Raw genomic sequence first — 25,678 nt, forward strand, 5'->3', positions numbered from 1 at the left:
GATGGCGAACCTGCGTGCGGGCCTGATCGGCCTGGGCATGATGGGCCGGCACCACGCCCGGGTGCTGGCGTCCCTCGAGGGCGTCGACCTGGTCGCGGTCGCCGACCCGGGTGGTGACAAGTTCGGTGTCGCCGGCGGTCGTCCGGTGCACGAGAACATCGAGCAGCTGATCGCCGAGAAGATCGACTACTGCATGGTCGCGGTACCGACGCAGTACCACGCCGAGATCGCGAAGTCGCTGGCCGAGGCCGGCGTGCACGCGATGATCGAGAAGCCGCTGGCCGGCTCCTCGGCCGAGGCGACCGAGATCGCGAAGGCGTTCGAGGCGGCCGGTCTGGTCGGCGCGGTCGGCCACATCGAGCGGTACAACCCGGCGCTGCAGGCGCTGCGGGTGCGGCTGGAGGCCGGTGAGCTGGGCGACATCTACCAGATCACCACGCGCCGCCAGGGCCCGTTCCCGGCCCGGATCGCCGACGTCGGCGTGGTGCTGGACCTGGCCACCCACGACATCGACCTGACCGCCTGGGTGACCCAGTCGCCGTTCGTCTCGGTGTCGGCGCAGAGCGCCCACAAGTCGGGCCGGCAGTACGAGGACCTGATCGCGGTGACCGGCAAGCTGGCCGACGGCACCGTCACCAGCCACCTGGTCAACTGGCTGTCCCCGATGAAGGAGCGGCTCACCGTCGTCACCGGTGAGAAGGGCGCGTTCATCGCCGACACCCTGCTGGCCGACCTGACCTTCCACTCCAACGGAACGGTCGCCACCGCGTGGGACGACGTCGCGCACTTCCGCGGTGTCAGCGAGGGCGACATGATCCGCTACGCGATCAGCAAGCCGGAGCCGCTGAAGACCGAGCACGAGCAGTTCCGCGACGCGGTGCTCGGCAAGGAGGCGGACATCGTCACGCTGCAGCAGGGTCTGACCACCGTGCGGGTCGCCGAGGCCGTTCTGCAGTCGGCGTCCGAGGATCGAACCGTCAAGGTCGCCGGGGAGTCCCAGTAGCCATGAAGGTTCTGAGCGTTGTCGGGGCGCGCCCGCAGTTCGTGAAGCTGGCACCCGTGGCGGAGGCGTTTGCCGCCACGGAGCACCAGCACGTGATCGTGCACACCGGGCAGCACTACGACAAGAACATGTCCGACGTGTTCTTCGCCGACCTGCGGATCCCGGACCCGGACGTCCACCTGGGCGTCGGGTCCGGCAGCCACGGTGTCCAGACCGGCGCGATGCTGGCCGCGATGGACGCCGTACTGGACGAGCACAAGCCGGACTGGGTGCTGGTGTACGGCGACACGAACTCGACGCTCGCCGGCACGCTGTCCGCGGTGAAGATGCACCTGCCGGTCGCGCACCTCGAGGCCGGCCTGCGCTCGTTCAACCGGCTGATGCCGGAGGAGCACAACCGGGTACTCACCGACCACGCGGCAGACCTGCTGCTGGCCCCGACCCAGGTCGCGATGGACCACCTGGCGAACGAGGGCCTGAAGGACAGGTCGCGGCTGGTCGGCGACGTGATGACCGACGTGTGCTTCCGGGTCCGCGACGCGGTGGCGGACAAGCCGCTGGACCTGCCGTTCAAGCGCGGTGAGTACGTCGTTTCGACCATCCACCGGGCCGAGAACACCGACGACCCGGCCCGGCTGGCCGCGATCGTCGACGGTCTCGCCGGGGCCGGTACGCCGGTTCTGCTGCTGGCCCACCCGCGGCTGGTCGCGAAGTGCGCGGAGCACGGCATCAAGCTGGAGCGTCCGGACGGTTCGCTGCACGTCCGGGAGCCGCTGGCGTACCCGGAGATGGTCGCGGCCGTCCTCGGTTCGGCCGGTGTCGTGACCGACTCCGGCGGTCTCCAGAAGGAGGCTTTCCTGCTCGGCCGGGTGTGCACCACGCTGCGCACCGAGACCGAGTGGGTCGAGACGCTGGACGACGGATGGAACGTGTTGACATCCGACGTGAGTAAGCTGCCCGAGTTGGCCGCACGGCCGACGCCCACGGGGGACCGCCCGATGCCGTACGGCGACGGCCACGCTGCAGAGCGTGTCGTCTCCACTCTCGCGGAGTAACTACATGACGAAGGCCGCCGAAGAGAACCAGACGCCGCCGACCCAGGAAATGCCCGGGTCGGCCGGTGTCACGAGCCCGTCTTCGGGCGCGCCTGTCACCACCACCTCACCGCCGGATCCCGGCAAGAGGTTGCCACGAGTCGAGTCGCTCACCGGTTTGCGCTGGTGGGCGGCCTTCTTCGTGTTCTGCCACCACATGACGCAGCTGGCGCCACTGCCGATCTACGACTTCCTGAAGTACGGCACGTCCGGCGTCACGTTCTTCTTCGTGCTGTCCGGCTTCGTGCTCACCTGGTCGTCGCGGCCGGGGACGAAGATCAGCACGTTCTACCGGCGGCGGTTCGCGCGGATCTTCCCGCTGTACTTCCTGACGCTGGTCGCGGCGATCTTCGTCTTCTACCGGTTCGAGCCGCCGACCGGGATGTCCTGGATCAAGCCGGTCTCGATGACCGTGCTGGTGCTGTCGGCGTTCCTGGTCCAGGGCTGGTCGAACAACCCGACCATCCTGTACGGCGGTAACCCGGCCGGCTGGACGCTGTCGGTCGAGGCGTTCTTCTACGCGTACTTCCCGTTCGTCTGGCGGGCCACGCAGCGGCTGAAGACGGTCGGCGGTCTGATCCTGTGTGTCTCGGTGCTCGTGCTCGGCGGGGCGTACCGCCTGGCGCTGTTCCATTACAAGGCCGACGTACCGGTGTTGCCGCAGCCGGTGCTGCACTCGGTGGCGTTCCTGTTCGGCATCGGCCTCGCGATCTCGCTGCGATCCGGCTGGAAGCCGCGGATCCCGGTGTGGTTCGCGTTCCTGGTCACCGGCGGCGGCCTGTACCTGCTCTGGTACTCCGGTGCGCACCCGACGCAGGTCCCGGGCGCGGTCACGATGGGCCTGTGCCAGAAGGAAGTCCTGACGTTCCTGTACGGCTTCCTGATCCTCGCGGTCGCCGCCCGCGACATGCGCGGCGGCCGGTCGATCCTGCGCAGCAAGCCGATGGTGGCGCTCGGCCAGTGGTCGTACGCCTTCTACCTCGTGCACGCCACGATCCTGTACGCGATCAAGGAGCAGCACGGTATCGCCGGCCCGATCGGCTGGTCCAACCTGACGTGGTACGCCGGTGTCCTCGTCCTCTCGATCATTGCCTCGTGGCTGCTCTACAAGTTCGTCGAGCACCCGCTGGAACGAAAGCTCCGAGGCCCCCGATGAAGAATCACTACCTAGTGGAGTTGCTGTGCGTGTCAGTGTTGTTGCCTTAGGCAAGATCGGACTGCCGTTGGCGGTCCAGTTCGCGGCCAAGGGCCATCAGGTCGTCGGCGTCGACATCAACGAGAAGTTCGTCGAGCTGGTGAACGCCGGCCAGGAGCCGTTCCCGGGTGAGGCCCACCTGCAGGAGCTGCTGTCCGAGACCGTGGCCGACGGCCGCCTGCGGGCGACCACGGACTACGCGGACGCGATCCCGAACAGCGACGCGGTCGTCGTGGTCGTGCCGCTGTTCGTGGACGAGCAGACCGGGCAGCCCGAGTTCGGCTGGATGGAGAACGCGACCCGTTCACTGGCCGAGCACCTGAGCCCCGGCACGCTGGTCAGCTACGAGACCACGCTCCCGGTCGGCACCACCCGGAACCGGTGGAAGCCGATGCTCGAGGAGATCTCGGGCCTGACCGAGGGCACCGACTTCCACCTGGTGTTCTCGCCGGAGCGGGTGCTCACCGGCCGTGTCTTCGCGGACCTTCGCAAGTACCCGAAGCTGGTCGGCGGCCTGTCCGAGGAGGGCGCGAAGCGCGCCACCGCGTTCTACGAGGCCGTCCTGGACTTCGACGAGCGCCCGGACCTGGACCGCGCGAACGGTGTCTGGGACCTGGGTTCCGCGGAGGCGGCCGAGCTGGCGAAGCTGGCCGAGACCACCTACCGCGACGTGAACATCGGCCTGGCGAACCAGTTCGCCCGGTTCGCCGGCCAGAACGGTATCGACGTGCACGCCGTCATCGAGGCGTCGAACTCGCAGCCGTACAGCCACATCCACCGGCCGGGCATCGCGGTCGGGGGTCACTGCATCCCGGTCTACCCGCGGCTGTACCTGTACACCGACCCGGACGCCACCGTCGTACGGGCCGCCCGCGAGGCGAACGCCGGTATGCCGGACTACACGATCGGTCTGCTCGAGGGCGCGTTCGGTGACCTCAAGGGCGCCAAGGTCGTCGTGCTCGGCGCGTCGTACCGTGGTGGCGTGAAGGAGACCGCCTTCTCCGGAGTCTTCCCGGCTGTCGAGGCGCTCAAGGCGCGCGGTGCCGAGGTGTCCGTGCACGACCCGCTGTACACCGACGACGAGCTCCAGGGTCTCGGCTTCACGCCGTACACGCTGGGCGCGCCGGTGGACGCGGCGGTGCTGCAGGCGGACCACGCGGAGTACGCACAGCTGAGCCCGGCCGACCTGCCGGGCGTGAAGGTGCTCGTCGACGGTCGCGACCGCACCGACCCGGCCAAGTGGGCCGGCGTGCGTCGGATTGTGATCGGAAGGTCGGTCAGCCAGTGACACATGCCGACCTGCGGGTCGTGATGATGGTCGCCAACGACGTCACCAACGACAGCCGGGTCCGCAAGGAGGCCGCAGCACTGGCCGAGACCGGAGCAGAGGTGACTGTGCTCGGGGTCTCGGCCAGCGGCCTGCCGTCGAGGGAGATGCTCGACGGAGCGCTGATCGTCCGGGTAGCGGTGCCTTTCACGCTGCGTGAGGAACGGAAACGAAGCCGTACGGCGCGCCGCAACTGGCGGCCGCCACTGGTGGGGTACCGGTACCGAGCAACCTATGTGGCGCGCAGCCAGCGGATCGCGGCCGAGCTCAAGGAACTCAAGGCGGACTCCGGGCACGCGATCGCGCGCGCCAAGGCGGGCCAGGGCAACCCGGTCAAGTTCAAGGCCGGTGTCGCCACCCGGCTGCTCCGCCGCGCGCGCTGGCAGGCCGCCGAGCGCGCCGCCTGGGTCCGCAAGGGCGTCGGCAACAAGGCGGACGGACCGTTCAAGTTCGGCTGGCGGGCGTACGACGGCGTACTGCACCGGCTGCCCTGGCCGGCGCCGTGGCGCAAGCTGCACCCGGAGGCGCTGGACCTGGAGATCGCGTTCGGCGACCTGATCGACCGCCTTGAGCCGGATGTCGTGCACGCCCACGACATGCACGTGATCGGCGTCGCGACCCGCGCCGCCGGCCGCGCCAAGCTGCGTGGGCGGACGCTGAAGGTCGTGTACGACGCGCACGAGTACGTCGCCGGACTCTCGCAGTACGGCGCCCGGACCCGGCGTTCGATCGCGGCCTGGGCCAACCACGAGGCCGAGTACATCGGCGACGCGGACCGGGTGATCACCGTCAGCCCGGCCATCGCGACCCGGCTGCGGCGCGAGCACAACCTGCGGCAAGAGCCCACCGTGGTGATGAACACGCCGAACCCTGCTGACGTGTCGGTCGAGGTGTCCGACATTCGCAGCCAGATCGGTCTGGCCTCCGACGTACCGCTGCTGGTCTACAGCGGCGGGGTGACGCGGGCGCGTGGCATCCACACCGCCGTCCAGGCGCTGGTGGACCTGCCGGACGCGCACCTGGCCGTCGTGTGCGTCCCTGGCGTGGCGACGGACGCGGTCCGCGAGCTGCAGGCGCAGGCCGCGCAGCTGGAGGTGCAGGACCGCCTGCACTGCCTGGACCCGGTGAAGCCGGACGAGGTGGTCGCGTTCCTGCGAACCGCCGACGTCGGGCTGATCCCGATCCTGCGCTACCCGAGCCACGAGATGGCGCTGCCGAACAAGCTGTTCGAGTACGCGTTCGCGGGGCTGCCGGTAGTGGTCAGCGACATGCCGAGCATGAAGGAGTTCGTCGACCGCACCAAGATCGGCGAGGTCTTCACCGCGGCCGACGCGCACGACCTGGCGTCGAAGGTCCGCACGGTGCTCGGCGATCTGGACACCTACCGCGAGCGGGTCGCCGATCCGGCGTACCAGCAGGAGGTGTCCTGGGCCGGGCAGGCGACCAAGCTGCGGGAGCTGTACGCCGAGCTGACCGGGCGGCAGCTCGACATCACGCGGCCGGGCGGCAAGGCGCACAAGACCGGGCGGCACCTGCTGCTCGGTCCGGTCAACAGCGCCGGCCAGGCGTGGTTGTGGGCGACGGCGCTCGAGCGTGAGGTGCCGGACGTCAAGGCCGAGTCGCTCACCACGGGCAGCGGCGCGTTCGACTTCCGCGTGCACCGGACGGGCACCTACCGGCAGTACCGGTCGGATCTGCGCTGGCAGCTGGAGCTGACGGCGTACGCGTTGCGTGAGGTCACCCACGTGCTGTTCGAGGCGGGCCGGCCGATGTTCGGCCAGCAGCGCGGGCAGATGTGGACGACCGACGTACCGATGCTCGACCAGGCCGGGATCAAGCACGGTCTGGTGTTCCACGGGTCGGAGATCCGCGATCCCGCCCAGCACCGCGAGCAGTACCGGTACTCGCCGTTCCGCAACCCTGACGACGAGCTGACGGTGCGCCTGCAGGCCGCGAACAACCTGATGCGGCACCACCTCGAGGGCTACCGCGGACCGGTCTTCGTCACCACGCCGGACCTGCTGGAGTTCGTCGACAACGGCATCTGGTTGCCGCTGGCCGTCGACGTCGAAGGGTTCGTGTCGACGCAGCCGGTGCTCGAGCGCGAGGTTCCGGTGGTGCTGCACGCGCCGTCGGCCTCTGCTTTGAAGGGTTCGGCGTACGTCGACCCGGTACTGACGGACCTGGATGCACGAGGCCTGATCAAGTACAACCGGGTCCAGGGCGTACCGCACGCGGAGCTCGCCGAGATGGTGAAGAGCGCCGACATCGTGGTCGACCAGCTGCTGCTCGGTTCGTACGGCGTGTTCGCCTGCGAGGCGATGGCGGCCGGCCGGGTCACCGTCGGGCACATCGCGGACCCGGTCCGGGACCTGCTGCCGACCGACCTGCCGATCGCCGAGGCGACGCCGGACGACCTGTCGGAGGTGATCGAGCGGCTGGTCGCCGAGCGCGACACCGCCCGCAAGATCGCCGACGCGGGACCGTCGTTCGTGCGCGACCTGCACGACGGGCGGAAGTCGGTCGCGGAACTGCTGCCGTTCCTCAACAACGAACTGGTTTATGAGGACGAGAGCGAGTAAGTGCGGATTCTGATGATCGCGCAGTCCCCGATCGCCGGGGACTCGCGGATCCTGCGGGAGGCGACGGCGCTCGCCGCGGCCGGTCACACGCTGCATGTGATCGGCCGGGACGTCCCTGAAGGCTTCGAAGTGGGGCCTGGGATCACGGTGGAGTCGGTCTCCCGCTCTTCCGGTCTGCGGGCCGGGAACGGCGGGCTGACGGTCGGGCACGGGCATACCGGGCCCAAGGTGCTGGCCAAGCGGTTCGGGCGCTGGCTGTTGCTGCCGGAGCACCGTTTGCGCACCGAGAAGCAGTGGCGCGTCGCCGCGGCGCCTCGGGTGGCTGACGCCGGTCCGGTCGACGTGGTGCATGCGCACGACTTCAACACGCTGGAGCTCGCCGCTGAGTACGCAGCTCGTTGGTCCGCGGCGCTGGTGTACGACAGTCACGAGCTGTGGTTCGACCGGGCGCTGCCCGGACGGCCGACGCCGCTGTGGCGGGCGCGCGGTCGGCGGTACGAGGTGTCGTTGGCTTCTCGTGCGCGGGTGGTTTTCACCGTGTCGGACGGGATCGCGGCGCGGCTGCGGTCACGTGGGTTGACCGATGTGCGCGTCGTACGGAACACGTTCCCGCGTGCGGACGACGTACCGCCGGCACCCGAGCAGCCCGAGGGCTTGCTGTACGCCGGACGCGTCGGCGCCGGGCGTGACCTGCCGACTGTTGTCGCGGCGGCCCGTGAACTGGCGCCGTTCCGCACGGTGCTGATGGGGTCGGTGGACCCCAACTATCGCTTGGATCTGGGCCCGGTGGAAACCGTCCCCGAACGCTCCATCGACGAGGTCGACGACACCCTCCGCTCCTACGGCATCTCCCTCGTCACCCTCACCAACACCTGCGAGAACCACCGCCTCGCCCTCCCCAACAAACTCTTCCACGCAGTCCGAGCCGGCGTCCCGGTCGTGGCGGCCGACCTCCCCGAACTGCGCGCGGTCGTCACCCACTACAAACTCGGCGCCCTCTACGAGCCCGGCAACCCCCACTCCCTGGCGACCGCAGTCCGCACGGTGATCGAGAACTACCCGACCTACACCGACGGAATCCGCGCCGCCGCCAAAGAGCTCAACTGGGAACACGACGCAGCCGCTCTGGTCGCAGCGTACGAAGACCTCTGAACCCGCAACGTCCGAAGAAGTGCGGCGTATAGCCCACACTTCTTCGGACGTTAGCTCGGTCAGCGGGACGCTTCGACCATCTGTTGCATCAGTTTGACGGGGTCTTTCTCCGGCTCGGGCTGGGCCAGGCGGGTGGAGGGGACTCGGGCTTGTTCGGCTGTTTGGAGGGACGAGGTGTAGCTCGTCAACGGGAGGGTGAGGGAGGAGCGGGTGGGGTCGAGGGTGATTGTCGCTCCAGTGAAGGGGATGGAGGGGTTGTCGGGCTCGACCGTCAGGACGAGGCCCAGGCGGTGGCCGGCGGTGAAGACCACATCGTCCGCGTTCAGCTCGAATGATAGGTCGTACCAACGGTCTGAGCGGAGCGATTCCTTCACGTACGGGGACTTGTAGTGCCCGATGTCCGCCAGTGTGCGTACGACGACTGACGTGTCGGAGACCGCGGTGTTGATCTGGGTGTTCGCGTAGCAGCCAGTGTCGAGGGCGTTGCCGTCACCCCAGCACACGCGCGTGTCCGGCACGTTCGTGACGTTTACGTACCGGTTCGCCGTACCGTAGTCGACCAGCCGCGCCTTGATGCCTGCGGCAACCTTGTTGACCTTGACCCGCACCGACACCTTCCCGGTGCCGCTGACCCGAACAGCCTTCTCCAGCTCGTCGCTGAGGAACACGGCCCGGTCGGTGCGCGGCGTGGTCGGATCGAGTACGACGGTGTCCGCCGACTCCTTGTCCGTCCCGGTGAAGCTGACCGGGCTGCTCGTACCGGTCAGCTTGCTGAGCTTCAGCATGGTCTGCTTGGCGCCGGCCGCCGGCCACTTCGCCTCGTCGACGAACGAGCCGTCCTCTCGCTGGACCGTCGCCTGCGGTGTGTCCATCACGCCGTTCTTCAGGCCCTGCAGCCAGTAGTCGAACCACGGGTGCAGCTTGTCCACCCACTCGTCGCGGAAGCTGAACCCGTCCAGGTGCACGCCCTGGTGCAGGAAGATCTTCCGCGGCACGTTGCGCTTCGCGAGCTCGTCCCACCACTCGCCGAACTGGCGGGTCTTCACGTTCTCGTCGCCGAGCCCGTGCACGACGTACACACTGGAGTGGACCGTCGAGGCGTCGAGGCGGTAGTTCCGCGGGTCCCACCACTTGCTGTAGGAGCCGGTGCGGGTGTCGGAGTCCTGCTCGATCTCGTTCGTCAGCTCCTCGCACCGCGGCGAGGCGTCGTTGCTGACGTAGTCGTGCAGGAAGCCCATGTACTCGTCGTAGAACGGCACCCCGAAGCCGCGGGTGTAGTCGTACCAGCTGGAGATCGCCGCGATCGGCACGATCGTCTCCAGGCCGCGGACGCCGGTGCTCGCGACCGAGTTCGCGATCGTCCCGTTCCAGGACACGCCGATCATGCCGGCCTTACCGGTCGACCAGTCGGCCTTCGCGGCGCTGCCGTCCGGCTTGTGCCCGGTGGTCCGGTTGTTCAGCCAGTCGATGACGGCCTTGGTGCCGAGTACCTCGAGGTCGGCGCCGACGTCGGAGCAGCCGGTCGACCGGAACGTCCCGGGCATGTCGACGAACGCGACGGCGTACCCCCGGGGCACGAAGTAGTTGTCCAGCCAGCTCCCGAACACCTGCCGGGTGCCGGTCGCGTCGAAGTAGGTGGTCGGGTCCCCCGCGTAGTACGGCGAGGCCTGGATGATCACCGGTACGTCGATCCCGGCCTGGGCCGCCTCGCCCGGCCGGATGATGTCGACGGTGATCTGGTCGGTGATTCCGTTCGCGTCCCCGTCGAGCCGGGGTACGTCGACCTGTACCTTCTCCCGGATCGCGTTGTCGTAGTCGTACGCGGCCACCGTCGCGGTGCCCTGCACGAAGGGTCTGGACGGTACCGCGACCGCGGTCAACGAGGCGGCCGGTGCCACCATAGCCGCGAGCACCAGGGCCATCCCGGCCCGAAACCGAGTTCTGCGCATACGTGAATCCCCCTATGGGCGGTAGGTGAGGCTCTATTCTGTGCACAGAACTCACTCGCGCGCTCACCTTTCGTGAACAGCACGGGTAATACTTCACCCGCAACTTTCCGTGCCCGCCTCGTATCAGATCTTCTGAGAGGGGGCGACATGAACCGACGACTGACTGCCCTGGCGGGAGCCGCAGTACTCACGCTGACCGCGCTGGTTCCGATGAGCGCCCAGGCCGCTAACCCGGTCTGCGCCGTCTGGCAGGGTTCGGTTACCGCCGACGGTGCGCACGGCAAGCTCGGTGTGGAGACGACGGTGCCGATCAGCACGTCACACGACCTGGCGCCCATCGTGTACAAACCCGGGCAGGTCCGGCTCAGCGCGCGGCAGACCGAGGAGCCGGTGCCGCAGGGTACGCAACGCGGCGGGTACGTCGTGATCGGCGACGCGCTCTACTGGAGCGTCTACCTGACCTTCAACGGGCAGGTGATCGACCAACCGGTGCTCCGGCGGATCGGCGGCGGCTGGGGCAACTTCCGGACGCTCGAGGTCTCGCAGTACCAGGCGCCGTACCCGGGCAAGCTCCGCCGGGGGGCGGCGTACGCGCTCCGGAACGACGGCGTGCTGTACCGCTGGACGGTCGACAACGGCACCTGGCGCGCGGCCGGTTCGTACGCCGGATTCGCGGCGGTGAAGTCGATGACGCTGATCGCGAACACGGCGACGTACGACACGTTCCTCGCGAACACGCGAGGTGGTGCGCTCTACACGATCCGGATCCCCGTCGGTACCGCGAAGCCGATCGTGACGCCGGTGCGGACCCGGACCTGGCAGGGTTTCGAGACCCTGTCCGCGGCCGCCTGCGGCCGGAACAGCACGGTCCTGCTCGGCATCGACAGCGACACGAAGACGGCCTACCTGTACGCCGTCGGGCACGCGAACGGCCTGTCGACGCTGATCCAACCCCGCGGCAAGGTCCGCGCGACCTTCGCGGACCCGGTCTACTTCCGCTGGGTCCCGATCCCCGAGTTCGACGTCGCCAACGGCGACTGACCCCCTCCGAAAGGAATCTGCATGATGTTCCGTAAGGCCCTTGGGCTCGTCGGCGCCGCCGGCTTGGCGCTCACGCTCGGCCCGGTGGTCCAGCCGGCCGCGGCCACACCCGCGGCGGCCACGGCGGCCTGCGCACTCGGGCTGGGGTCGTGGGACTCGTCGTCCAACGTCAACAGCCGGGTCGTCACCGCGACCGCGCCGCCGACGGTGAGTCCGGCGCTGCAAACTCCGGACGTGTACACGTCGCCGTACGCCGTGATCAATCCGACCTCCTTCACCGCGGTCCCCGCGGGCAACGGCCGGACGACCCGCAGCGGCAAGGTCGTCTGGGGCGCCGGCTACCTGATGGAGAGCACGTACACCATCGGCAGCGACGGGAAGCTCGTCGGTACGCCGGTGTTCAAGCGGATCGGGAACGGGTGGGGCGGCCGGTTCCTGATCCAGTCGCAGTACAAGGCGTCCGCGACCAGCAAGCCGACCCGGACGATGCTGTACTCGCAGGATATGTACGGCAAGTTCGGGCGCTGGACCGATGTCGGCCAGGGCTTCCGCAACACCGGGTACGTGACCGGGATGAGCACGATGAAGTCGTTCGCGCTGATCGCCACGACACCGACGTACGACATGTTCCTGGCGAACAACCGCGCGGGCGGGCTGTACACGGTCAAGATCCCGACCAGCGTCCCGCTGAAGCCGGTCATCACACCGGTGCGGACGTCGAGCTGGCAGATCTTCGAACAGCTCGTCGCGGCGCCGTGCGGCAAGACCGGTTCGATCCTGCTCGGCATCGACAAGGACACGAAGACCGCCTACCTGTACGCGGTCGGCCACGCGAACGGCGCGTCCACCGTCATCAAGAGCCTCGGCAAAGCCCCGGGCGCCTTCACCGACTGGGAGCACTTCCGCTTCACCCCGGCCTACGACCCCCTGAACGGAGGCTGACATGTGGCGACGCATGGTGGCCGTGGCAGGGTGCGCGGTCCTGGCGGCGGGATTCGTCCCGTCGGCCGCTTCAGGCGCCCCGCAGGCGACAACGCAGGCGTGCTCGGCGGGGATCGGCGCGGTCACGGCGCAGGGTGAGCACGTCTTCCGCGGTTTGAAGGCAACGAACCCGCCGTCGCTCAGCGGGGGCTCAACGGCCTTGAAGCTGTACGCGCCCGGGGCAGTTCGGCTCAGCACCTACTTCGAGGACTACCCAGGGGCCGGCAACGACACCTCGCGGTCCGGGTACGTCGTGATCGGGGACGGGCTGTACAACAGCGGGTACTACCTGAACGGCGACCGCGAGGTCGAGCCGGGATGGGCGCCGACGCGGATCGGCGGCGGCTGGTCGAACTTCACCCAGGTCGAGCGGGCCACGTTCGACAAACCGGTCGGGTCCGGGATCGTCCCGCGGACCGAGCTGTACGGCTTGCGCAAGGACGGGGTGCTGTTCCGCTGGCATTGGACGTCCGCGGGCCTGCGCGCGAGTGGTTCGTACCCGGGCTTCTCCGCCGTCAAGTCGATGGCCGTGATCAGCAAGACGCAGACCTACGACACCTTCATCGCGAATACCCGCAGCGGTGGGCTCTACACGATCCGGATCCCCACCACGTCGCCGATGAAGCCGATCGTGAAGCAGGTCCGGGCCGGCACCTGGCAGGGCTTCGAGACGCTGATCGCCGACGCGTGCGGGCAGTACGGCACGCTGCTCCTCGGCATCGACAAGGACACCGGCGCCGGCTACGCGTATGCCGTTGGTCACGCCAACGGAACCGCCACGGTCATCAACGGCCTGGGCAAGGTGAACGGCACCTTCACCGACCCGGTCCACTTCCGGCTGTCGGGGGTTTCCTTCTACGACTGGCTCAACGGCGAATGAAGGTCGGTCAGCCAGGTTGTGGTGGCGGGATCGGCGGGGGTGTAGGTGATGACGTACTGACCGTCGTCGCCGGGCAGCTGCAGTGACTCCAAGGTGAAGGTCAGCTCGCCGCCCGTCGGGTGGTTGAGGGTCTTCGGGCAGTGCGACCGGTTCTGGACGTTCTGGGTGGTCCAGAACCGGTCGAAGTCGGGGCTGGCGGTGCGGAGCTCGTCGACGAGATCGTCGAGCTCCGTGTCGTCGGCGTACTCCGCCGCTGCTCGCTGAAGCAGTGCGACCGCGTCTTGCGCCACGGTCTCCCAGTCGGCGTAGTACTCGCGTGAGCTGGGGTCCAGGAAGTACAGGCGCGCCAGGTTGCGCTGGGCCGGGTCGTTGAAGTCCGCGACGACCTCCAGCGCGGCGGCGTTCCAGGCGAGCACGTTGCTGAGCCGGTCGACAAGGATCGCCGGCCCGGGCATCGCCTCGATCATCGCCTTCAGCTGCGGCCGTACGGGCGCCGTCGGCGGTACGGCGGGCGGCGCCGAGCAAGCCAACTGGCGGAGGTGGTCACGCTCGGCCTGGTCCAGCCGCAGCGCGTCGGCGACCGCGGTCAGCACGGCGGTCGACGGGTTCCCGGCGCGGCCCTGCTCCAGCCGGACGTAGTAGTCGACGCTGACGCTGGCCAGCAGCGCGACCTCCTCGCGACGCAGGCCCGCGACCCGTCGGTCGTTTCCCGGCCGCAGGCCGACGTCCTCCGGCCGCACCCGGGCGCGTCGGCTCTGTAGGAACTCTCCCAGCTGCGGTCGCGCGCTCATCTGACCAGTATCGCCGACTGGGTGGTACTGCCAGACCTACGGTGGAAGGGGATCTCCTGCGCTCGCGTGATCCCGGCGAGGCTGAAGCCATGAGCACAGCACGCATCGCCCTCGTCACCGGCGCCGCCAGCGGAATCGGCGCCGCCGTCGCCACTCGTCTCGCCGCCGACGGCGCGTCCGTCGCACTCCTCGCCCGGCGCCGCGACCGGCTCGAGAAGGTCGCCGCCGACATCGCGGAGGCCGGCGGAACGGCGCTCGTCGTACCGGCCGATGTCACCTCCGACGAGTCCGTCGCCGCGGCCGCCGACCTCGTCCAGAGCCAGTTCGGCGACATCGACCTGCTGGTGAACAACGCCGGGCTCATGCACGTGGAACCGTTCGCCGATGGTCCGATCGACGCGTGGCGCCGGACGGTCGACGTGAATCTGACCGGCGTCATCAACGTCACGCACGCGTTCCTGCCGGCCCTGCGCCGGTCGGCCGCGGCCCGCACGACCGATCTGATCAACGTGTCGTCGCTGGCCGGTGAGCGCATCAACCCCGGCATGGCGGTGTACGGCGCCTCGAAGGCGGGCGTCAGCCACCTGACCCGGACCCTGCGCGCCGAACTGGCCGGCGACGGGATCCGCGTGACCGACCTCGAGCCCGGCATGATCGACGGCACCGAACTCGCCGACAGCTTCCCGCCCGAACTCCAGGCGGCGGTCAACGACCTCCGCGCAACCCTCCCCGCCGTACCCGTCGCCGAGGTCGCCGAACTGATCGCGTACGTCGTCAGCCGTCCCCGGGACGTGAATCTCCCGCACCTGATCATCCAGCCGTCGAAGGAGGTCTAACGTTTGTTCACCGGGGATTCGTAGGGTCGCGGGCATGATTGCGACGCGACGTACGGTGTTGAAGGCCGGGGCACTCGGGGTTGGGCTTGCGGCTGTGCCGGGGCTTTCGGTGGCTGCTCGGCCCCGGCGGACTCGGGTGCTGTTGGCAACGAATGAGCCGTGGGGGACCTATCACGCGCAACCGTTGCTGGCCGAGGCTGCGCGGCGCGGGTGGGAGCTGGTGCAGGTCGTTCCGGATCTGACCCAGATCAAGCCGGGCGACCCGGTACCGGTCGCGACGCTGAACGACGTACCGCAGGCTGATCTGCTGGTGGTGAACGGCGCTTCGGACTGGCCCGCAGACGTCGCGGCGGCGTTGAAGCGGTTGCCGATGGCGGCCAGTTCGCTGGCGTATCTCAAGCCGGTCGAGGCGCCGCGAGCCAAGGAGTTCCGGTCGCGGCTGGAGCTCGTGACGGCCGCGTCGCCGGCCGAGTCGGACGTGTTCGCGGCGTACCTGGGCTTGCGGCGTCGGGTGCGGATGGTGGGGTCGCCGCAGACCGACAACCTGCCGGCGTACGCGCCGCGGAAGGACCGGGTGCTGGTGCTGACCAGCGTCACGCACCCCGACCAGACCGGCGACGCGGCGCCCGGCACGCAGCTGCTGCTCGACGCGGCCGCGAAGCTGGAGGCAGCGGGCAAACACATCGTGGTCGGCCTGCATCCGCGGGAGGACCGGACGCTCTGGGAGCAGTACGAGATCAGCGCGCTGGGTTCGGTACCGGAGTCGGCGACAGTGGAATGCGCGGTGGGGATCCCCGGCACGGTGTTCCCGATCGTCGCGGCCGTCGGAGTACCGCTGGTCGGCTGCGTCGACCCGAAGCTGCAGGTGCCGGGCTACATCCTGGACGTCTGCTCGTCGACGATCGCCGCGCCCGAGCAGGCCGTCGAGGCGATCGAGAACGCCAAGCCGGCTAGCCGGGGAGCGGTGTTCAACGCGGTCGGCCCGATCGGTGGGTCGGCGCGGCGGCTGTACTCGGCGTGGCACGCCACGATTCAGACCACCAGGTGCAACTTGACCGGGGCGACGCCGATCTCGATCCGCTGACCCCAGCCGATGCTCAAGGTGTCGGACTCCATTCCGTCACCGAACACGACCAGGTCCGACTCGGCCGTGATCGTCAACGTATCCGGTGCCTTCAGCAACCCTTCGGTGTTGTCGGTGCCGGTCGCCGGCGACGGCCAGGCCTCGCGGACGAACCAGCACAGCACCGGATCGGTCGGCGTTGGCAGCGCCAACGGACTGCGGCGTTCCTGCCACGCCGATCGGCACCAGCCGGTCGATCCGGTGCCGGTGCCGACCAGGATCCCGGACGAGGACTGCCGCTCGGGTAGTCCGTCGGGGGAGCTCAGCCGGTAGCGCGCGGACTGGTGCGTCCGGTGGCCGACGTACACCTCGTTCAACGCGATCAGTTGCTGGCCGTCGTCGGTGCTCGCGGCAACCATTGTCCGCTCGGCGACCTGACGCTCGGACAGGAGATCGGCGATAGCGGAGGGCTCGTGCGGGACGAGTACGCCGGGGTTGCGGGCCGGCTCGGGGTTGATCCCGATCACCGGCTGCCCGTCCAGGTACTTCGCCACGTTCGCGACCAGCCCGTCCTGGCCGACCGCGATCACCACGTCCTCCGGCCCGAACCCGAACCTGTCCAGGTCGTTGCGCTCGGCAACGGCACGCCGCCAGTCGAGCGGGATCGCCGCCGACACGGTCGCGAGCGCGTCCTGCTGCGCCTGATGTCGCGCATCCAGTTCCGCCAGATCCCGCCCACGCCCAGCCAAAAAGAACCCAGCCTGCTGCCGCGTCCCATGCCGAGCAACCAACTCCGCCAACTCAGTCGCCCGATGCACAATCACTGCCCGAGGCGGAAGACTCACGCGTCTGCTCCTGCTGTCAGTTTGGTGAGGAGTGGGGTGATGAGGTCTGGGGTCAGGTTGAGGGTGCCGATCTCCGGTAGAGCGCCCTGCTTGATGGCGAGCGCGAGGATGGTTGCCTGGTCGAGGTCGGCGTACGCCTCCAGCAAGGCCTTCTCGGCCGCGGCCTCCGCCGCCCCGATCGCCCGCTTGGCATCCGCTTCCGCCTCGGCCAGCGCCCGCTGACGAGCGGCCGCGGCCTGCGTCTCGATCTGACCCGCCGCCGCGGCCTCGGTGGCCCGCGTGCGTTCGTTCTGACCGCGCTGGTTGACCAGTTGCTCCTCGCGACGGGCGAGCTCGATCTGGTTCTGCAGTTCGTTCTCCGCGATCGACCGCTCGCGCTCGACGGCCATCGCACGGCGTTCGTACGTCGCCTTGTCCGCGGCCTGCTGCACCATCTCGCGCGTCGGCGTCTGCAGCGCCTTCTCCACGTCCCGCTCCGCGCGGACCGCAACCACACGCACGTCCTCCACGCCGATGCCGAGCCCGGTCAGCCGCTGGTCCTCCCGCAGGCCGGTGCCGACCGCCTGACGCAGCGCGGTCATGCCCTCCGACAGCGCCTCGGTGAGCGTCATCCGGGCCAGCAGATCGAGTGCGGTCTGTTGCGCCAGCTCCGTCAGCAGCCCGCCGAGCTGCTCGAGCGGGGTCGACCGCCAGAGCCCGGTGTCCGGGTCGATGCCGAAGTCCAGCCGGGCCGAGGCCAGCGCCGGGTCGGTCACCCGGTACGTGACCGTGGCCTGCACTACGACGTCCTGGAAGTCCTGCGTGCGGCCGTGGAACAGCAGCGGCTGCTCACGGTCGTCCACCGGGATCTCGCTCAGCGACGAGTTCAGCGCCCGGAACCAGAACGCCTGGCCGGCGCCGTCGTGCGCGACCTTGCCGTTGCGCAGGTGCCGCACGTGGGTGGTCGGGTTGGCCCGCAGGTGGCTGATGAACCGGAACCGGGTGATGTCTGCCATCTCTTCGTTCTCCTTGTCGTCACTATGACGATAAGGGGTCGAGTGACTTCTCGTCAAGATGACGATTAGAGTATGACGATGGACTTCGAGCCGCTCGGCCTGGCCACCGACCTGGTCATCCTGACCGTCCGCGACGGCCGCCTCCAGGTGCTGCTGATCCGCCGCGGCATCCCGCCGTACCAGGGCCGGTGGGCCCTACCCGGCGGGTTCGTGCGTCCGGACGAGGACCTGGAGACAACCGCCCGCCGCGAGCTCGCGGAGGAAACCGGGCTGTCCGCGGAGCGCATTCACCTCGAGCAGGTCGCGACGTACGGCGCTCCCGATCGCGACCCGCGCGGCCGGGTGGTCAGCGTGGCGTACCTGGCCCTGGTACCCGATCTGCCCGCGCCCGTCGCGGGCTCCGACGCAGCGTCGGCGAGCTGGGTCGACGCCACCGACGTACTGGACGACTCCGGTCGGCTGGCGTTCGACCACCACCGCATCCTCGCCGACGCCGTCGAACGCGCCCGCGCCAAACTCGAGTACTCACCCCTGGCCACCGCGTTCTGCCCCCCGGAGTTCACGATCTCCGAACTCCGCGGCGTCTACGAAGCCGTCTGGGGCCTCCCGCTCGACCCCCGAAACTTCCACCGCAAAGTCACCAAAACCCCCGACTTCGTCACCCCCGCCGGCACCACCACAACCAGAGACGGCGGCCGCCCCGCCCAACTATTCCACCGAGGCACAGCCACCACCCTCCACCCACCCATGACCCGCCCCTGACCTGTTGACGGTGACTTTGTGCTGTAGATACAGGCACTTAGAGTTCTCTCCATGCCTGCGCACGTGTTTGTCGACGAGAGCAAGGCCAAGGGCCTGCTCATGGCGGCAACCGTTTGCCCCGCGGTGGATGTGAACGCATACCGCCGAACGATGGCAAGCCTTCTGCTGCCTCGCGAGCGCCGGATTCACTTCACCAAGGAGTCCCCGCCTCGGCGGCGGAAGATTCTCGGTGTGATTGCCGAGTTCGGGATCGCGGCGCGGCTGTACCAGGCAGACAAGAACGATGTCGCCGCTCGCCGAGACTGCCTGGCCGCGATGGTGCGTGACATCGCGGGGTCGGCGGAGCGGCTGGTGGTCGAACGCGACGAGTCCACCGCGACCTTGGACAAGCAGGTGTTGTTCCGCGCCGCGCGGCGCTACGACTGCTCCGAGAGTCTGCAGTACGAGCTGCTCGCTGCCCACGCGGATCCGTTGTTGTGGATACCCGACGCGGTGGCCTGGTCGTGGGCGAAGGGTGGTGAATGGCGCGATCTCGTCGCGCCGTACTCGACCGTGATCCGGGTCTAGACGCGCGAAACCCGGCTCGCCAACCGTCCGGATGACTGCCGGGTTCACTTCCCGAGGGCTACTGCCCTGAGCTACGCACCACTATACAGGCCGTCACCTCGATCCACGTGGGTTCATGCGAGCTCTCTGGTGCGGAGGGCGAGGTCTTCGGCGGTTATGAGGTTGGTGTGGGTGCCGGGGGAGGTGCAGGCCCAGCCGGCGGCTACGGTGCCGGCGGTGGCGGCGGCTTGCCAGGGGGCTCCGTCGAGGTAGCGGGCCAGGAAGGCGGCCACGTAGGCGTCGCCGGCGCCGTTGGTGTCGACGACGGGGCGGTCGGGGAACGTGATCGCGGGGACGTGGTGGACCGGTTCGCCGCGGACATGCAGGTAGCTGCCGTCGGCGCCGGCCAGGGCGACCACAACGTCGGCGCGGCCGTTGGCGAGGATCCACTCGACGCCGTCGGGGGGCAGGGCCGCGGCGGAGACGAAGACGATGTCGGACGCGGTCGCGAAATCCTTGTGGTGGTCGTTGCGGCCGTCCCAGTCGTGCAGGTCGGTGGAGATCGAACGGTCCGCGGCGATCGCGTCCCCAAGGGCGTCGCGGGCGAAGTCCATGATCGAGACGTGCACGTGCTGCGCGTGCCGGATCACCGGGCGCCAGAGGTTCGGGTCGACGCGGAGGCCGTGCGGGTGGCGGCCGTCGTACATCGAGAGCCGGCGACCGTCCGGGGAGACCAGGTTGACCGACCGGCGGGTGCCGCTCGGGTGCAGGACGACGCGCAGCGGGATGCCGAGTTCGTCGTACGTACGGCGGATTCGCGCGCCCTCGGGGTCGTCGCCGATCACGTCCACCAGCCCGGCGTTCAGCCCGAGCAGGTGGCAGCCGAGCGCGACGCCGTGACCGGTGTGCGCCAGGTACGACTCGATCGGTTCGACCGGAACCGTGTCCACATCCGCCAACGGCAGGCTGGGCACCCGCACGATCGTGTCGATGCCTACTCCGCCGATGACCAGCACATCCAACTCCACCCGTCCCGTAATACCCGACTTTCGCCAGGGATCACAGGTGTCTTTCGCAAGCTGAACGGATAGTTGGTCTTCGGGCACAGTCGGTCCATGCTCAACCGCCGAAAGCTCATCGCCTCAGCCGTCCTCACCCCACTCGCCGGCCTCGCCGGCTCGTCACTGAGTGGAGGAGCCGCGTTCGCTGCCGCCGGTGCCGTGCCGATTCGCTTGCCTCGACCGACGGGGCCGCATCCGGTCGGCACGACCGAACTGCACCTGGTCGACGCCGGCCGCGACGATCCGTTCGTTCCCGGTCGCCCGCGCGAGCTGATGATCAGCGTCTGGTACCCGGCGAGCCGCGTGACCGCGCCCGCGCCGTACCTGCTCCCGCTGACCGCGGAGGTGTTCGGTGAAGGCGCCGCGATCGCCCTGCAGCAACCGGTCGGGACGGTCGACTGGGCCGGGGCCAAGAGCCACGGTGGGCTGCTGGCCCCGGTGTGCCGGGGGAAGCGGCCGGTGGTGCTGTTCTCGCCCGGGTTCGGTGTGCCGCGGGGGCTGGCCTCGATCGGGGTGGCCGAGTTGGCGAGCCGCGGGTACGTCGTCGTCACCGTCGACCACACGTACGAAGCCGCGGCGGTCGAGTTCCCGGGCCACCGCGTCGAGGTGCAAACCCTTCCGCCCAAGCCGTACGCCCTGCTCGCCCGCAGCACGCGGTACGCCGACCTGCGCTTCGTCCTGGACTGCCTCGAAGGCCTCGACCGCGGCGAGAACCCGGATGCAGAGCAGCGCCGCCTCCCGGCCGGTCTCGGCGGCATCCTCAACCTCGACCGCGTCGGTTCGTACGGCCACTCGGCCGGTGGGCTCAGCTCGATCGACCTCCTGGTCGCCGACCCGCGGGTCCGCGCCGCGATCGACCTCGACGGCGAGCTCGGCTACGGGTACGACGACCCGGCCGACGCGCCGACCGTCGCGCAAGGCACGAACCGCCCGTTCCTGCTGATGGGCTCAGGCGCGATCGGCCCAGGCCCGCACGACCACCACACGGACCCGTCCTGGGGGTTGTTCTGGGACCACTCGAGCGGCTGGAAGCGCGACCTGAACCTGCCGAACGGCCGCCACTACAGCTTCGTCGACTACCAGGCGCTGATCCCGTGGTTCCAGCGCTTCTTCACCGTCCCGCCGGAGCTGATCGCAAACACCATCGGTACGGCGAACACGGACCAGGTACTCCGCGCCATGCGCACCTACATCCCGGCGTTCTTCGACCAGCACCTCCGGCACCGCCCGTACGACTGGACCCGCGCGCTGCCGGAGACGAAGTTCATCGCTTGATCGGGGCTCCGGTCTTTTCCTGGAGTTCGTCGAAGGTGACGCCTTCCGCGAGTTCGACCAGTTGCAGGCCGTCGTCGGTGACGTCCAGGACGGCGAGGTCGGTGATGATCCGGTTCACGACGCCGCGGCCGGTGTACGGGAGGTCGCACTCGGCGAGGATCTTGTGGGAGCCGTCCTTGGCGACGTGTTCCATCAGCACGATCACGTTCTTCGCGCCGTGCACCAGGTCCATCGCGCCGCCCATCCCCTTGACCATCTTGCCGGGGATCATCCAGTTCGACAGGTCGCCCGTGGCCGAGACCTGCATGGCGCCCAGGATGGCCGCGTCGATCGCGCCGCCGCGGATCATCCCGAAGGACAGCGACGAGTCGAAGAACGAGGCGCCGGGCAGCGTGGTGACGGTCTCCTTGCCGGCGTTGATCAGGTCCGGGTCCTCCTCGCCGTCGACCGGGTACGGGCCGACGCCGAGGATGCCGTTCTCGGACTGCAGGACGACGGTGACGCCGTCCGGGATGTAGTTCGGGACCAGGGTCGGCAGACCGATGCCGAGGTTCACGTACGAGCCGTCCTCGAGTTCGGCGGCGGCCCGGGCGGCCATCTGCTCACGCGTGAGTGGCATCTCAGACCTCTTTCCGGACGGTGCGCTTCTCGATCCGCTTCTCGATGTCCTTGCCGACGGCAACCACGCGCTGGACGTAAACCCCGGGCAGGTGGATCGAGTCCGGGTCCAGCTCACCAGGCTGGACCAGCTCCTCGACAGAGGCGATCGTGACCCGGCCGGCCATCGCGGCCAGCGGGTTGAAGTTCCGCGCGCTGCGGTCGAAGACCAGGTTCCCGTGGGTGTCGCCCCTGAGCGCGTGCACCAGCCCGAAGTCGGTGGTGATCGAGTCTTCCAGCACGTACGTCGTACCGTTGATCTCCCGCGTCTCCTTGGGCGCCGACGCCTTCGCGACCGAACCGTCCGCGTTGTACTTCTGCGGCAGCCCACCCTCGGCGACCTGCGTCCCGACACCGGCCAGCGTGTAGAACGCGGCGATCCCGCAGCCGCCGGCCCGGAGCTTCTCGGCCAGCGTGCCCTGCGGGGTCAGCTCGACCTCCAGCTCACCGGACAGGAACTGCCGGGCGAACTCCTTGTTCTCCCCGACGTACGACGACGTCATCTTGGCGATCCGCTTGTCGGCGAGCAGGATACCGAGTCCCCAGTCGTCGACGCCGCAGTTGTTCGACACGACGCTGAGCCGGGAGACCCCCTTGTCGTGCAGAGCGCTGATGAGCTGCATCGGGTTGCCGCACAACCCGAAGCCGCCGACGGCCAGACTCGCGCCGTCCCCGATGTCCGCCACCGCTTCCTGCGGCGACCCGTACGTCTTGTCCATCAGCTGCTCCGTTGCAGTGGCCGGTGTTGTTGTCGTCCGATTCGCTCCGACTCTAACCAGCCGACCCGTGTCCCGCGATGTGGGCGGTGCCACAGTGTGGTGGCGTACCACCGCGAGGTGTGGTCAGGTCCTACGCCGAGGCTTCGGAGGCGTTCAGCGCGGCCAGTTCGAGGATCGCCTCGTCGTGGGCGAGCTCCAGGCCGGGGATCGCGAGGACGGCGGACAGATGCGCACGCGCCGCCGGGAGATTGCCGGCGCCACGAGCGGTCCGCGCGAGCCCGACGCGCGCCGCCGCCACGGTCTCCGGGAGATCGGCGTGCTCACCGATGGAGAGCGCCTGGCCGTAGTCCTCGTGCGCGTCCTCCAGCTTCCCCATCCGCCGGTAGAGTTCGGCGCGCTCACACAGCAGCAGCCCGGTCTCCTCCGCGAGGCACAGGTGCTCCGCGAGCCTCAGGGCCTCCGTCGTGACGTCCAGCGGCTCGTCGACGACCTGACGGAGCGCGTTCACGGCCAGGAACATGCCCCACCGGTCCTCCAGCATCCGGAAGCGGCCCAGCGCCGTACGCAGGCTCTGTGCCGCGTCACCCGGTGCTGCTGTCGTCAGACCGGGGTAGCCACGGCACAGCTCGACGGCTGCGCGCGTCCAGGCGTCACCGGCCTCGTTGCGCTCCAGTACGTCCTCGACCACGGCCGCCGGCTCGAACGGTCCGAACACGAGTGACCACAGCAGCACCGTCACGGAGTACCGGAACGGGCCGGTCGACGTCAGCACGACCTGTTGGGCCAGCTCCACCTGCTCCTGCTCGGCCGACGCCGCACCGTGGATGACGGCGAGCAGGTACTCCTCGTCCAGCCCGACCGGGACGGTCCGGCCGAGCATGCTGAGCACCCGCTCTGCCGCCGCGGCGGCCTCGTCCTGGAGCCCGTTCGACCACCAGTACGCCGAATAACGCGCAACGAGCCGTAGGGCGGTCCGCAGGTCGCTCTCACACGCGCGCTCGATCGCGCTGACGACCTGGTCCGCCTCCAGACTGTGTGGTTCGCCGGAGCCCCCCAAGTTCACGTGCTTCATTGTCGCTCGCCCGTGTTAACGCCGTGTCACGGGGTCAGAAACGGAGCACACCCCAGGTCGCCGGGCGGTGCATGTCCGCGATGCCCTGTGGCGACCAGACCCAGAACTCGCAGTCGTCGCCCTTCACGTACGCACCGTCGACGACCTCGTGCGGCCACTCGCAGCGCATCAGGTTCATCCGCCACTCGTCACCCGGGTTCGGCGGCGTCGCGCGGCCCTTGTTGTACGGCGCCAACTCGGCCCACGGTACGGCGATCTCCGCCGACCATCCCGTATCGGTGTCGGACGGGTCGTTGAGGGTGCCGTCGACGTGGATCGCGGTCCGTAGACCGGCCAGATTCGTCGGGTCGATCGGGACGCCGCCGTCGACGTACGGCTTCGGCAGGGTGAGCTCCCAGATCGTCCCGAGCGGGTTGATCTCGAACTCGTAGTAGTTCTGCCCGTCGCCGTCCGGGTCGAGGAACAGTTCGAAGTTGTTCTCGTGGAACAGCTTGCTGTTGTGCTCGGTCATCGTCGACCAGACGTGCGGCTCCTCGAGCAGGCCGCCGACGTACAGGTACTGGTCGTCGTACATCAGCTTCGCCCGGGTCAGGAACCGCGGCGTGGGGCCGTCGTGGATCGGGACGAAGCCGGTCGTCCACGGCGCGGTCTCCCAGGCCGGGTCGGTCAGGGTGCCGTCGAGATTCGGCGTGGTGGCGGTCCGCGGGCACTCGTAGACGGGCAGGTCAGGCATCGGCACGCTCCAGCAGTCGGGCGAGAAGGTTGGCGAGCAGGAAGGTCACGGCGGTCAGCACCGGTACGACGGCGAGGATCCACGGCGAGTCCAGGTGGCCGGTCAGGAACGCCACGACCAGCGCGACCATGAACGCGACGCCGAGGAACGGGATCAGCTTCGGGTGCGGCATCGCCAGCCGGCTGAGCGCCGTACCGCCGAGCACCATCGTGACGACCACGATCACGATCAGCAGCGGCAGCCCGAGGGCGCCGCAGTTCGTGGTGTCCCGGAACCGTTCGCAGCCGCGCTCACTCAGCCACACCAGCGCGATGGTCGCGAACCCGCACAGCAGCCCGACAACGGCCAGAATCAGCCCCGGCGGCAGCGGCGGCGCGTCGTACCGCCCCGGGCGGGCCTCCTCCGCCTCGTCGTCGGCGGCCTCCAGCACGGCTTCCAGATCGTCCGGCATCCGGTCGCCGTCCTCCTCCTGACTCATTGCGGCAGGCTATCGGGCTCCCAGGTTGTTCGCGATGGCATCGCGCACGTCGGCGTCGGTGGGTGCGGCCAGGCCCTGTTCCGCGGCCAGCTCGGCGAGCGAGACCATCGTGACGTCGTGCAGCCCGCAGCTGGTGAACGTGTGAAACACGGTCATGTCCGGGTTCACGTTGACCGAGAACCCGTGGCTGGTCACGCCGCGCCGGATCCGCATGCCGATCGAGCACAGCTTCCGGCCGTCCTCGGTCCAGACACCGACCAGGCTGCTGGCGCCCTTCGGCGTGTCCCGGCGGACCAGCGGGAAACCGAGCGACCCGAGGGCGTCGATCAGGCCGTTCTCGACCCAGCGCACGATGTCGACCGGGCCGCGCTGACGCAGATTGATCACCAGGTACCCGACCAGCTGGCCGGGGCCGTGGTACGTCGCGAACCCGCCGCGGTCCACCTGCACAGCCGGGATCGCGGCCGCTTCCGCGGGCAGGTCGTCGAGCACCGTCCGCGGTCCGTAGGTGATCACCGGCGGATGACTCAGCAGGAACAGCCGGTCCTCGGCCCTGCCCTCAACACGCTCCTCGACCCAGCCACGCATGTCCTTCGCGGCAACGTCGTACTCCACCTCACCGAGATCAACCCGCTGCATAC

25 protein-coding genes are annotated in these 25,678 nt (G+C 69.1%); 14 read left to right on the forward strand and 11 right to left on the reverse strand.

Annotated elements, in window-relative coordinates; all coding sequences use genetic code 11:
* Nucleotide 1 precedes the first annotated feature (1 nt).
* From E0H92_RS34820 to E0H92_RS34845, 6 genes are read left to right on the forward strand one after another with little or no spacing between them, the layout of a single operon-like run.
* On the forward strand, nucleotides 2-1,003 hold the full coding sequence (locus tag E0H92_RS34820) for a Gfo/Idh/MocA family protein (RefSeq protein ID WP_131499254.1): 1,002 nt from the start codon (nucleotides 2-4) through the stop codon (nucleotides 1,001-1,003).
* 2 nt (nucleotides 1,004-1,005) lie between these two features.
* The gene (gene wecB / locus E0H92_RS34825; RefSeq protein WP_131292815.1) at nucleotides 1,006-2,058 is read left to right on the forward strand and encodes a non-hydrolyzing UDP-N-acetylglucosamine 2-epimerase; all 1,053 of its coding nucleotides are present in this window, start codon (nucleotides 1,006-1,008) and stop codon (nucleotides 2,056-2,058) included.
* A 4-nt stretch (nucleotides 2,059-2,062) separates the two neighbouring features.
* Nucleotides 2,063-3,253: an acyltransferase family protein gene (locus E0H92_RS34830; protein WP_131466738.1), complete on the forward strand. Its 1,191-nt coding sequence runs from the start codon at nucleotides 2,063-2,065 to the stop codon at nucleotides 3,251-3,253.
* A gap of 25 nt (nucleotides 3,254-3,278) precedes the next feature.
* On the forward strand, nucleotides 3,279-4,580 hold the full coding sequence (locus tag E0H92_RS34835; protein WP_131466737.1) for a nucleotide sugar dehydrogenase: 1,302 nt from the start codon (nucleotides 3,279-3,281) through the stop codon (nucleotides 4,578-4,580).
* A complete protein-coding gene (locus E0H92_RS34840; protein ID WP_131499255.1) occupies nucleotides 4,577-7,201 on the forward strand; it encodes a glycosyltransferase family 4 protein in 2,625 nt (874 codons plus the stop codon). Before E0H92_RS34835 ends, E0H92_RS34840 begins: the two co-directional genes overlap by 4 nt.
* Nucleotides 7,202-8,353: a glycosyltransferase gene (locus E0H92_RS34845; protein WP_131499256.1), complete on the forward strand. Its 1,152-nt coding sequence runs from the start codon at nucleotides 7,202-7,204 to the stop codon at nucleotides 8,351-8,353.
* Between the two features lie 59 nt (nucleotides 8,354-8,412).
* On the opposite strand, the gene E0H92_RS34850 is transcribed toward E0H92_RS34845, so the two are convergent.
* Nucleotides 8,413-10,302 carry a CocE/NonD family hydrolase gene (locus tag E0H92_RS34850; protein WP_131499257.1) on the reverse strand — a complete coding sequence of 630 codons (1,890 nt, stop codon included), beginning with the start codon at nucleotides 10,300-10,302 and terminating at the stop codon, nucleotides 8,413-8,415.
* A gap of 147 nt (nucleotides 10,303-10,449) precedes the next feature.
* Between E0H92_RS34850 and E0H92_RS34855 the strand changes: the two genes are divergently transcribed.
* From E0H92_RS34855 to E0H92_RS34865, 3 genes are read left to right on the forward strand one after another with little or no spacing between them, the layout of a single operon-like run.
* Entirely contained in the window at nucleotides 10,450-11,343 is an 894-nt protein-coding gene (locus E0H92_RS34855) for a hypothetical protein (protein ID WP_238173730.1), read from the forward strand.
* Nucleotides 11,344-11,364: 21 nt separating this feature from the next.
* Nucleotides 11,365-12,285 carry a hypothetical protein gene (locus E0H92_RS34860; RefSeq protein ID WP_131499258.1) on the forward strand — a complete coding sequence of 307 codons (921 nt, stop codon included), beginning with the start codon at nucleotides 11,365-11,367 and terminating at the stop codon, nucleotides 12,283-12,285.
* A 1-nt stretch (nucleotide 12,286) separates the two neighbouring features.
* The gene (locus E0H92_RS34865; protein WP_238153270.1) at nucleotides 12,287-13,204 is read left to right on the forward strand and encodes a hypothetical protein; all 918 of its coding nucleotides are present in this window, start codon (nucleotides 12,287-12,289) and stop codon (nucleotides 13,202-13,204) included.
* Here E0H92_RS34865 and E0H92_RS34870 read toward each other — a convergent pair.
* Entirely contained in the window at nucleotides 13,180-13,995 is an 816-nt protein-coding gene (locus E0H92_RS34870) for a helix-turn-helix transcriptional regulator (RefSeq protein WP_131466729.1), read from the reverse strand. The two genes, E0H92_RS34865 and E0H92_RS34870, sit on opposite strands and share 25 nt — an antisense overlap.
* Nucleotides 13,996-14,084: 89 nt before the next feature.
* Between E0H92_RS34870 and E0H92_RS34875 the strand changes: the two genes are divergently transcribed.
* Together E0H92_RS34875 and E0H92_RS34880 are read left to right on the forward strand one after the other, a co-directional pair.
* On the forward strand, nucleotides 14,085-14,831 hold the full coding sequence (locus E0H92_RS34875; RefSeq protein ID WP_131466728.1) for an SDR family oxidoreductase: 747 nt from the start codon (nucleotides 14,085-14,087) through the stop codon (nucleotides 14,829-14,831).
* A 142-nt stretch (nucleotides 14,832-14,973) separates the two neighbouring features.
* Nucleotides 14,974-15,915 (forward strand): hypothetical protein, encoded by a 942-nt coding sequence (locus E0H92_RS34880; protein WP_202873988.1) that lies wholly within the window; start codon nucleotides 14,974-14,976, stop codon nucleotides 15,913-15,915.
* Here E0H92_RS34880 and E0H92_RS34885 read toward each other — a convergent pair.
* Entirely contained in the window at nucleotides 15,864-16,739 is an 876-nt protein-coding gene (locus tag E0H92_RS34885; RefSeq protein WP_131499259.1) for an NAD(+)/NADH kinase, read from the reverse strand. The genes E0H92_RS34880 and E0H92_RS34885 overlap by 52 nt on opposite strands.
* Nucleotides 16,736-17,734: an SPFH domain-containing protein gene (locus E0H92_RS34890; RefSeq protein ID WP_131499260.1), complete on the reverse strand. Its 999-nt coding sequence runs from the start codon at nucleotides 17,732-17,734 to the stop codon at nucleotides 16,736-16,738. Before E0H92_RS34890 ends, E0H92_RS34885 begins: the two co-directional genes overlap by 4 nt.
* Nucleotides 17,735-17,812: 78 nt before the next feature.
* Between E0H92_RS34890 and E0H92_RS34895 the strand changes: the two genes are divergently transcribed.
* Together E0H92_RS34895 and E0H92_RS34900 are read left to right on the forward strand one after the other, a co-directional pair.
* Nucleotides 17,813-18,496 carry an NUDIX hydrolase gene (locus E0H92_RS34895; RefSeq protein ID WP_131499261.1) on the forward strand — a complete coding sequence of 228 codons (684 nt, stop codon included), beginning with the start codon at nucleotides 17,813-17,815 and terminating at the stop codon, nucleotides 18,494-18,496.
* A gap of 51 nt (nucleotides 18,497-18,547) precedes the next feature.
* Nucleotides 18,548-19,063, forward strand: coding sequence for a hypothetical protein (locus tag E0H92_RS34900; protein WP_131499262.1), 516 nt, complete (start codon nucleotides 18,548-18,550; stop codon nucleotides 19,061-19,063).
* Between the two features lie 113 nt (nucleotides 19,064-19,176).
* Here the strand turns inward: E0H92_RS34900 and E0H92_RS34905 are convergent, their stop codons facing one another.
* Nucleotides 19,177-20,070: a carbohydrate kinase family protein gene (locus E0H92_RS34905; protein ID WP_131466724.1), complete on the reverse strand. Its 894-nt coding sequence runs from the start codon at nucleotides 20,068-20,070 to the stop codon at nucleotides 19,177-19,179.
* An 87-nt stretch (nucleotides 20,071-20,157) separates the two neighbouring features.
* Between E0H92_RS34905 and E0H92_RS34910 the strand changes: the two genes are divergently transcribed.
* The gene (locus E0H92_RS34910; protein ID WP_131499263.1) at nucleotides 20,158-21,378 is read left to right on the forward strand and encodes an alpha/beta hydrolase family protein; all 1,221 of its coding nucleotides are present in this window, start codon (nucleotides 20,158-20,160) and stop codon (nucleotides 21,376-21,378) included.
* On the opposite strand, the gene E0H92_RS34915 is transcribed toward E0H92_RS34910, so the two are convergent.
* The 6 genes from E0H92_RS34915 to lipB all read right to left on the reverse strand — a co-directional run bounded on the left by E0H92_RS34915 (nucleotide 21,368) and on the right by lipB (nucleotide 25,676).
* On the reverse strand, nucleotides 21,368-21,997 hold the full coding sequence (locus E0H92_RS34915) for a CoA transferase subunit B (protein ID WP_131499264.1): 630 nt from the start codon (nucleotides 21,995-21,997) through the stop codon (nucleotides 21,368-21,370). The genes E0H92_RS34910 and E0H92_RS34915 overlap by 11 nt on opposite strands.
* Nucleotide 21,998: 1 nt before the next feature.
* Nucleotides 21,999-22,754, reverse strand: coding sequence for a CoA transferase subunit A (locus E0H92_RS34920; RefSeq protein WP_131499265.1), 756 nt, complete (start codon nucleotides 22,752-22,754; stop codon nucleotides 21,999-22,001).
* A 130-nt stretch (nucleotides 22,755-22,884) separates the two neighbouring features.
* Nucleotides 22,885-23,817, reverse strand: coding sequence for a tetratricopeptide repeat protein (locus E0H92_RS34925; protein ID WP_131466720.1), 933 nt, complete (start codon nucleotides 23,815-23,817; stop codon nucleotides 22,885-22,887).
* Between the two features lie 43 nt (nucleotides 23,818-23,860).
* Nucleotides 23,861-24,559, reverse strand: coding sequence for a carbohydrate-binding family 9-like protein (locus E0H92_RS34930; RefSeq protein ID WP_131466719.1), 699 nt, complete (start codon nucleotides 24,557-24,559; stop codon nucleotides 23,861-23,863).
* Complete coding sequence (locus E0H92_RS34935) at nucleotides 24,552-25,037, reverse strand: hypothetical protein (RefSeq protein WP_131466718.1); 486 nt, start codon at nucleotides 25,035-25,037, stop codon at nucleotides 24,552-24,554. The genes E0H92_RS34930 and E0H92_RS34935 overlap by 8 nt, the downstream gene beginning before the upstream one ends.
* Before the next feature lie 9 nt (nucleotides 25,038-25,046).
* Nucleotides 25,047-25,676, reverse strand: coding sequence for a lipoyl(octanoyl) transferase LipB (gene lipB, locus E0H92_RS34940; protein WP_131466717.1), 630 nt, complete (start codon nucleotides 25,674-25,676; stop codon nucleotides 25,047-25,049).
* Between the last annotated feature and the right edge of the window lie 2 nt (nucleotides 25,677-25,678).

It is taken from the genome of Kribbella speibonae, from assembly GCF_004331375.1.
Classification (GTDB): Bacteria; Actinomycetota; Actinomycetes; order Propionibacteriales; family Kribbellaceae; genus Kribbella; species Kribbella sindirgiensis.

Bases quoted from the DNA above. Each gene is read 5' to 3' on its own strand.
- lipB (WP_131466717.1), bottom strand. From the start codon at position 25,676: ATGCAGCGGGTTGATCTCGGTGAGGTGGAGTACGACGTTGCCGCGAAG.
- wecB (WP_131292815.1), top strand. From the start codon at position 1,006: ATGAAGGTTCTGAGCGTTGTCGGGGCGCGCCCGCAGTTCGTGAAGCTG.
- E0H92_RS34850 (WP_131499257.1), bottom strand. From the start codon at position 10,302: ATGCGCAGAACTCGGTTTCGGGCCGGGATGGCCCTGGTGCTCGCGGCT.
- E0H92_RS34865 (WP_238153270.1), top strand. From the start codon at position 12,287: ATGTGGCGACGCATGGTGGCCGTGGCAGGGTGCGCGGTCCTGGCGGCG.
- E0H92_RS34900 (WP_131499262.1), top strand. From the start codon at position 18,548: ATGCCTGCGCACGTGTTTGTCGACGAGAGCAAGGCCAAGGGCCTGCTC.
- E0H92_RS34870 (WP_131466729.1), bottom strand. From the start codon at position 13,995: ATGAGCGCGCGACCGCAGCTGGGAGAGTTCCTACAGAGCCGACGCGCC.
- E0H92_RS34895 (WP_131499261.1), top strand. From the start codon at position 17,813: ATGGACTTCGAGCCGCTCGGCCTGGCCACCGACCTGGTCATCCTGACC.
- E0H92_RS34860 (WP_131499258.1), top strand. From the start codon at position 11,365: ATGATGTTCCGTAAGGCCCTTGGGCTCGTCGGCGCCGCCGGCTTGGCG.
- E0H92_RS34855 (WP_238173730.1), top strand. From the start codon at position 10,450: ATGAACCGACGACTGACTGCCCTGGCGGGAGCCGCAGTACTCACGCTG.
- E0H92_RS34910 (WP_131499263.1), top strand. From the start codon at position 20,158: ATGCTCAACCGCCGAAAGCTCATCGCCTCAGCCGTCCTCACCCCACTC.
- E0H92_RS34935 (WP_131466718.1), bottom strand. From the start codon at position 25,037: ATGAGTCAGGAGGAGGACGGCGACCGGATGCCGGACGATCTGGAAGCC.
- E0H92_RS34875 (WP_131466728.1), top strand. From the start codon at position 14,085: ATGAGCACAGCACGCATCGCCCTCGTCACCGGCGCCGCCAGCGGAATC.
- E0H92_RS34915 (WP_131499264.1), bottom strand. From the start codon at position 21,997: ATGCCACTCACGCGTGAGCAGATGGCCGCCCGGGCCGCCGCCGAACTC.
- E0H92_RS34930 (WP_131466719.1), bottom strand. From the start codon at position 24,559: ATGCCTGACCTGCCCGTCTACGAGTGCCCGCGGACCGCCACCACGCCG.
- E0H92_RS34920 (WP_131499265.1), bottom strand. From the start codon at position 22,754: ATGGACAAGACGTACGGGTCGCCGCAGGAAGCGGTGGCGGACATCGGG.
- E0H92_RS34830 (WP_131466738.1), top strand. From the start codon at position 2,063: ATGACGAAGGCCGCCGAAGAGAACCAGACGCCGCCGACCCAGGAAATG.
- E0H92_RS34820 (WP_131499254.1), top strand. From the start codon at position 2: ATGGCGAACCTGCGTGCGGGCCTGATCGGCCTGGGCATGATGGGCCGG.
- E0H92_RS34890 (WP_131499260.1), bottom strand. From the start codon at position 17,734: ATGGCAGACATCACCCGGTTCCGGTTCATCAGCCACCTGCGGGCCAAC.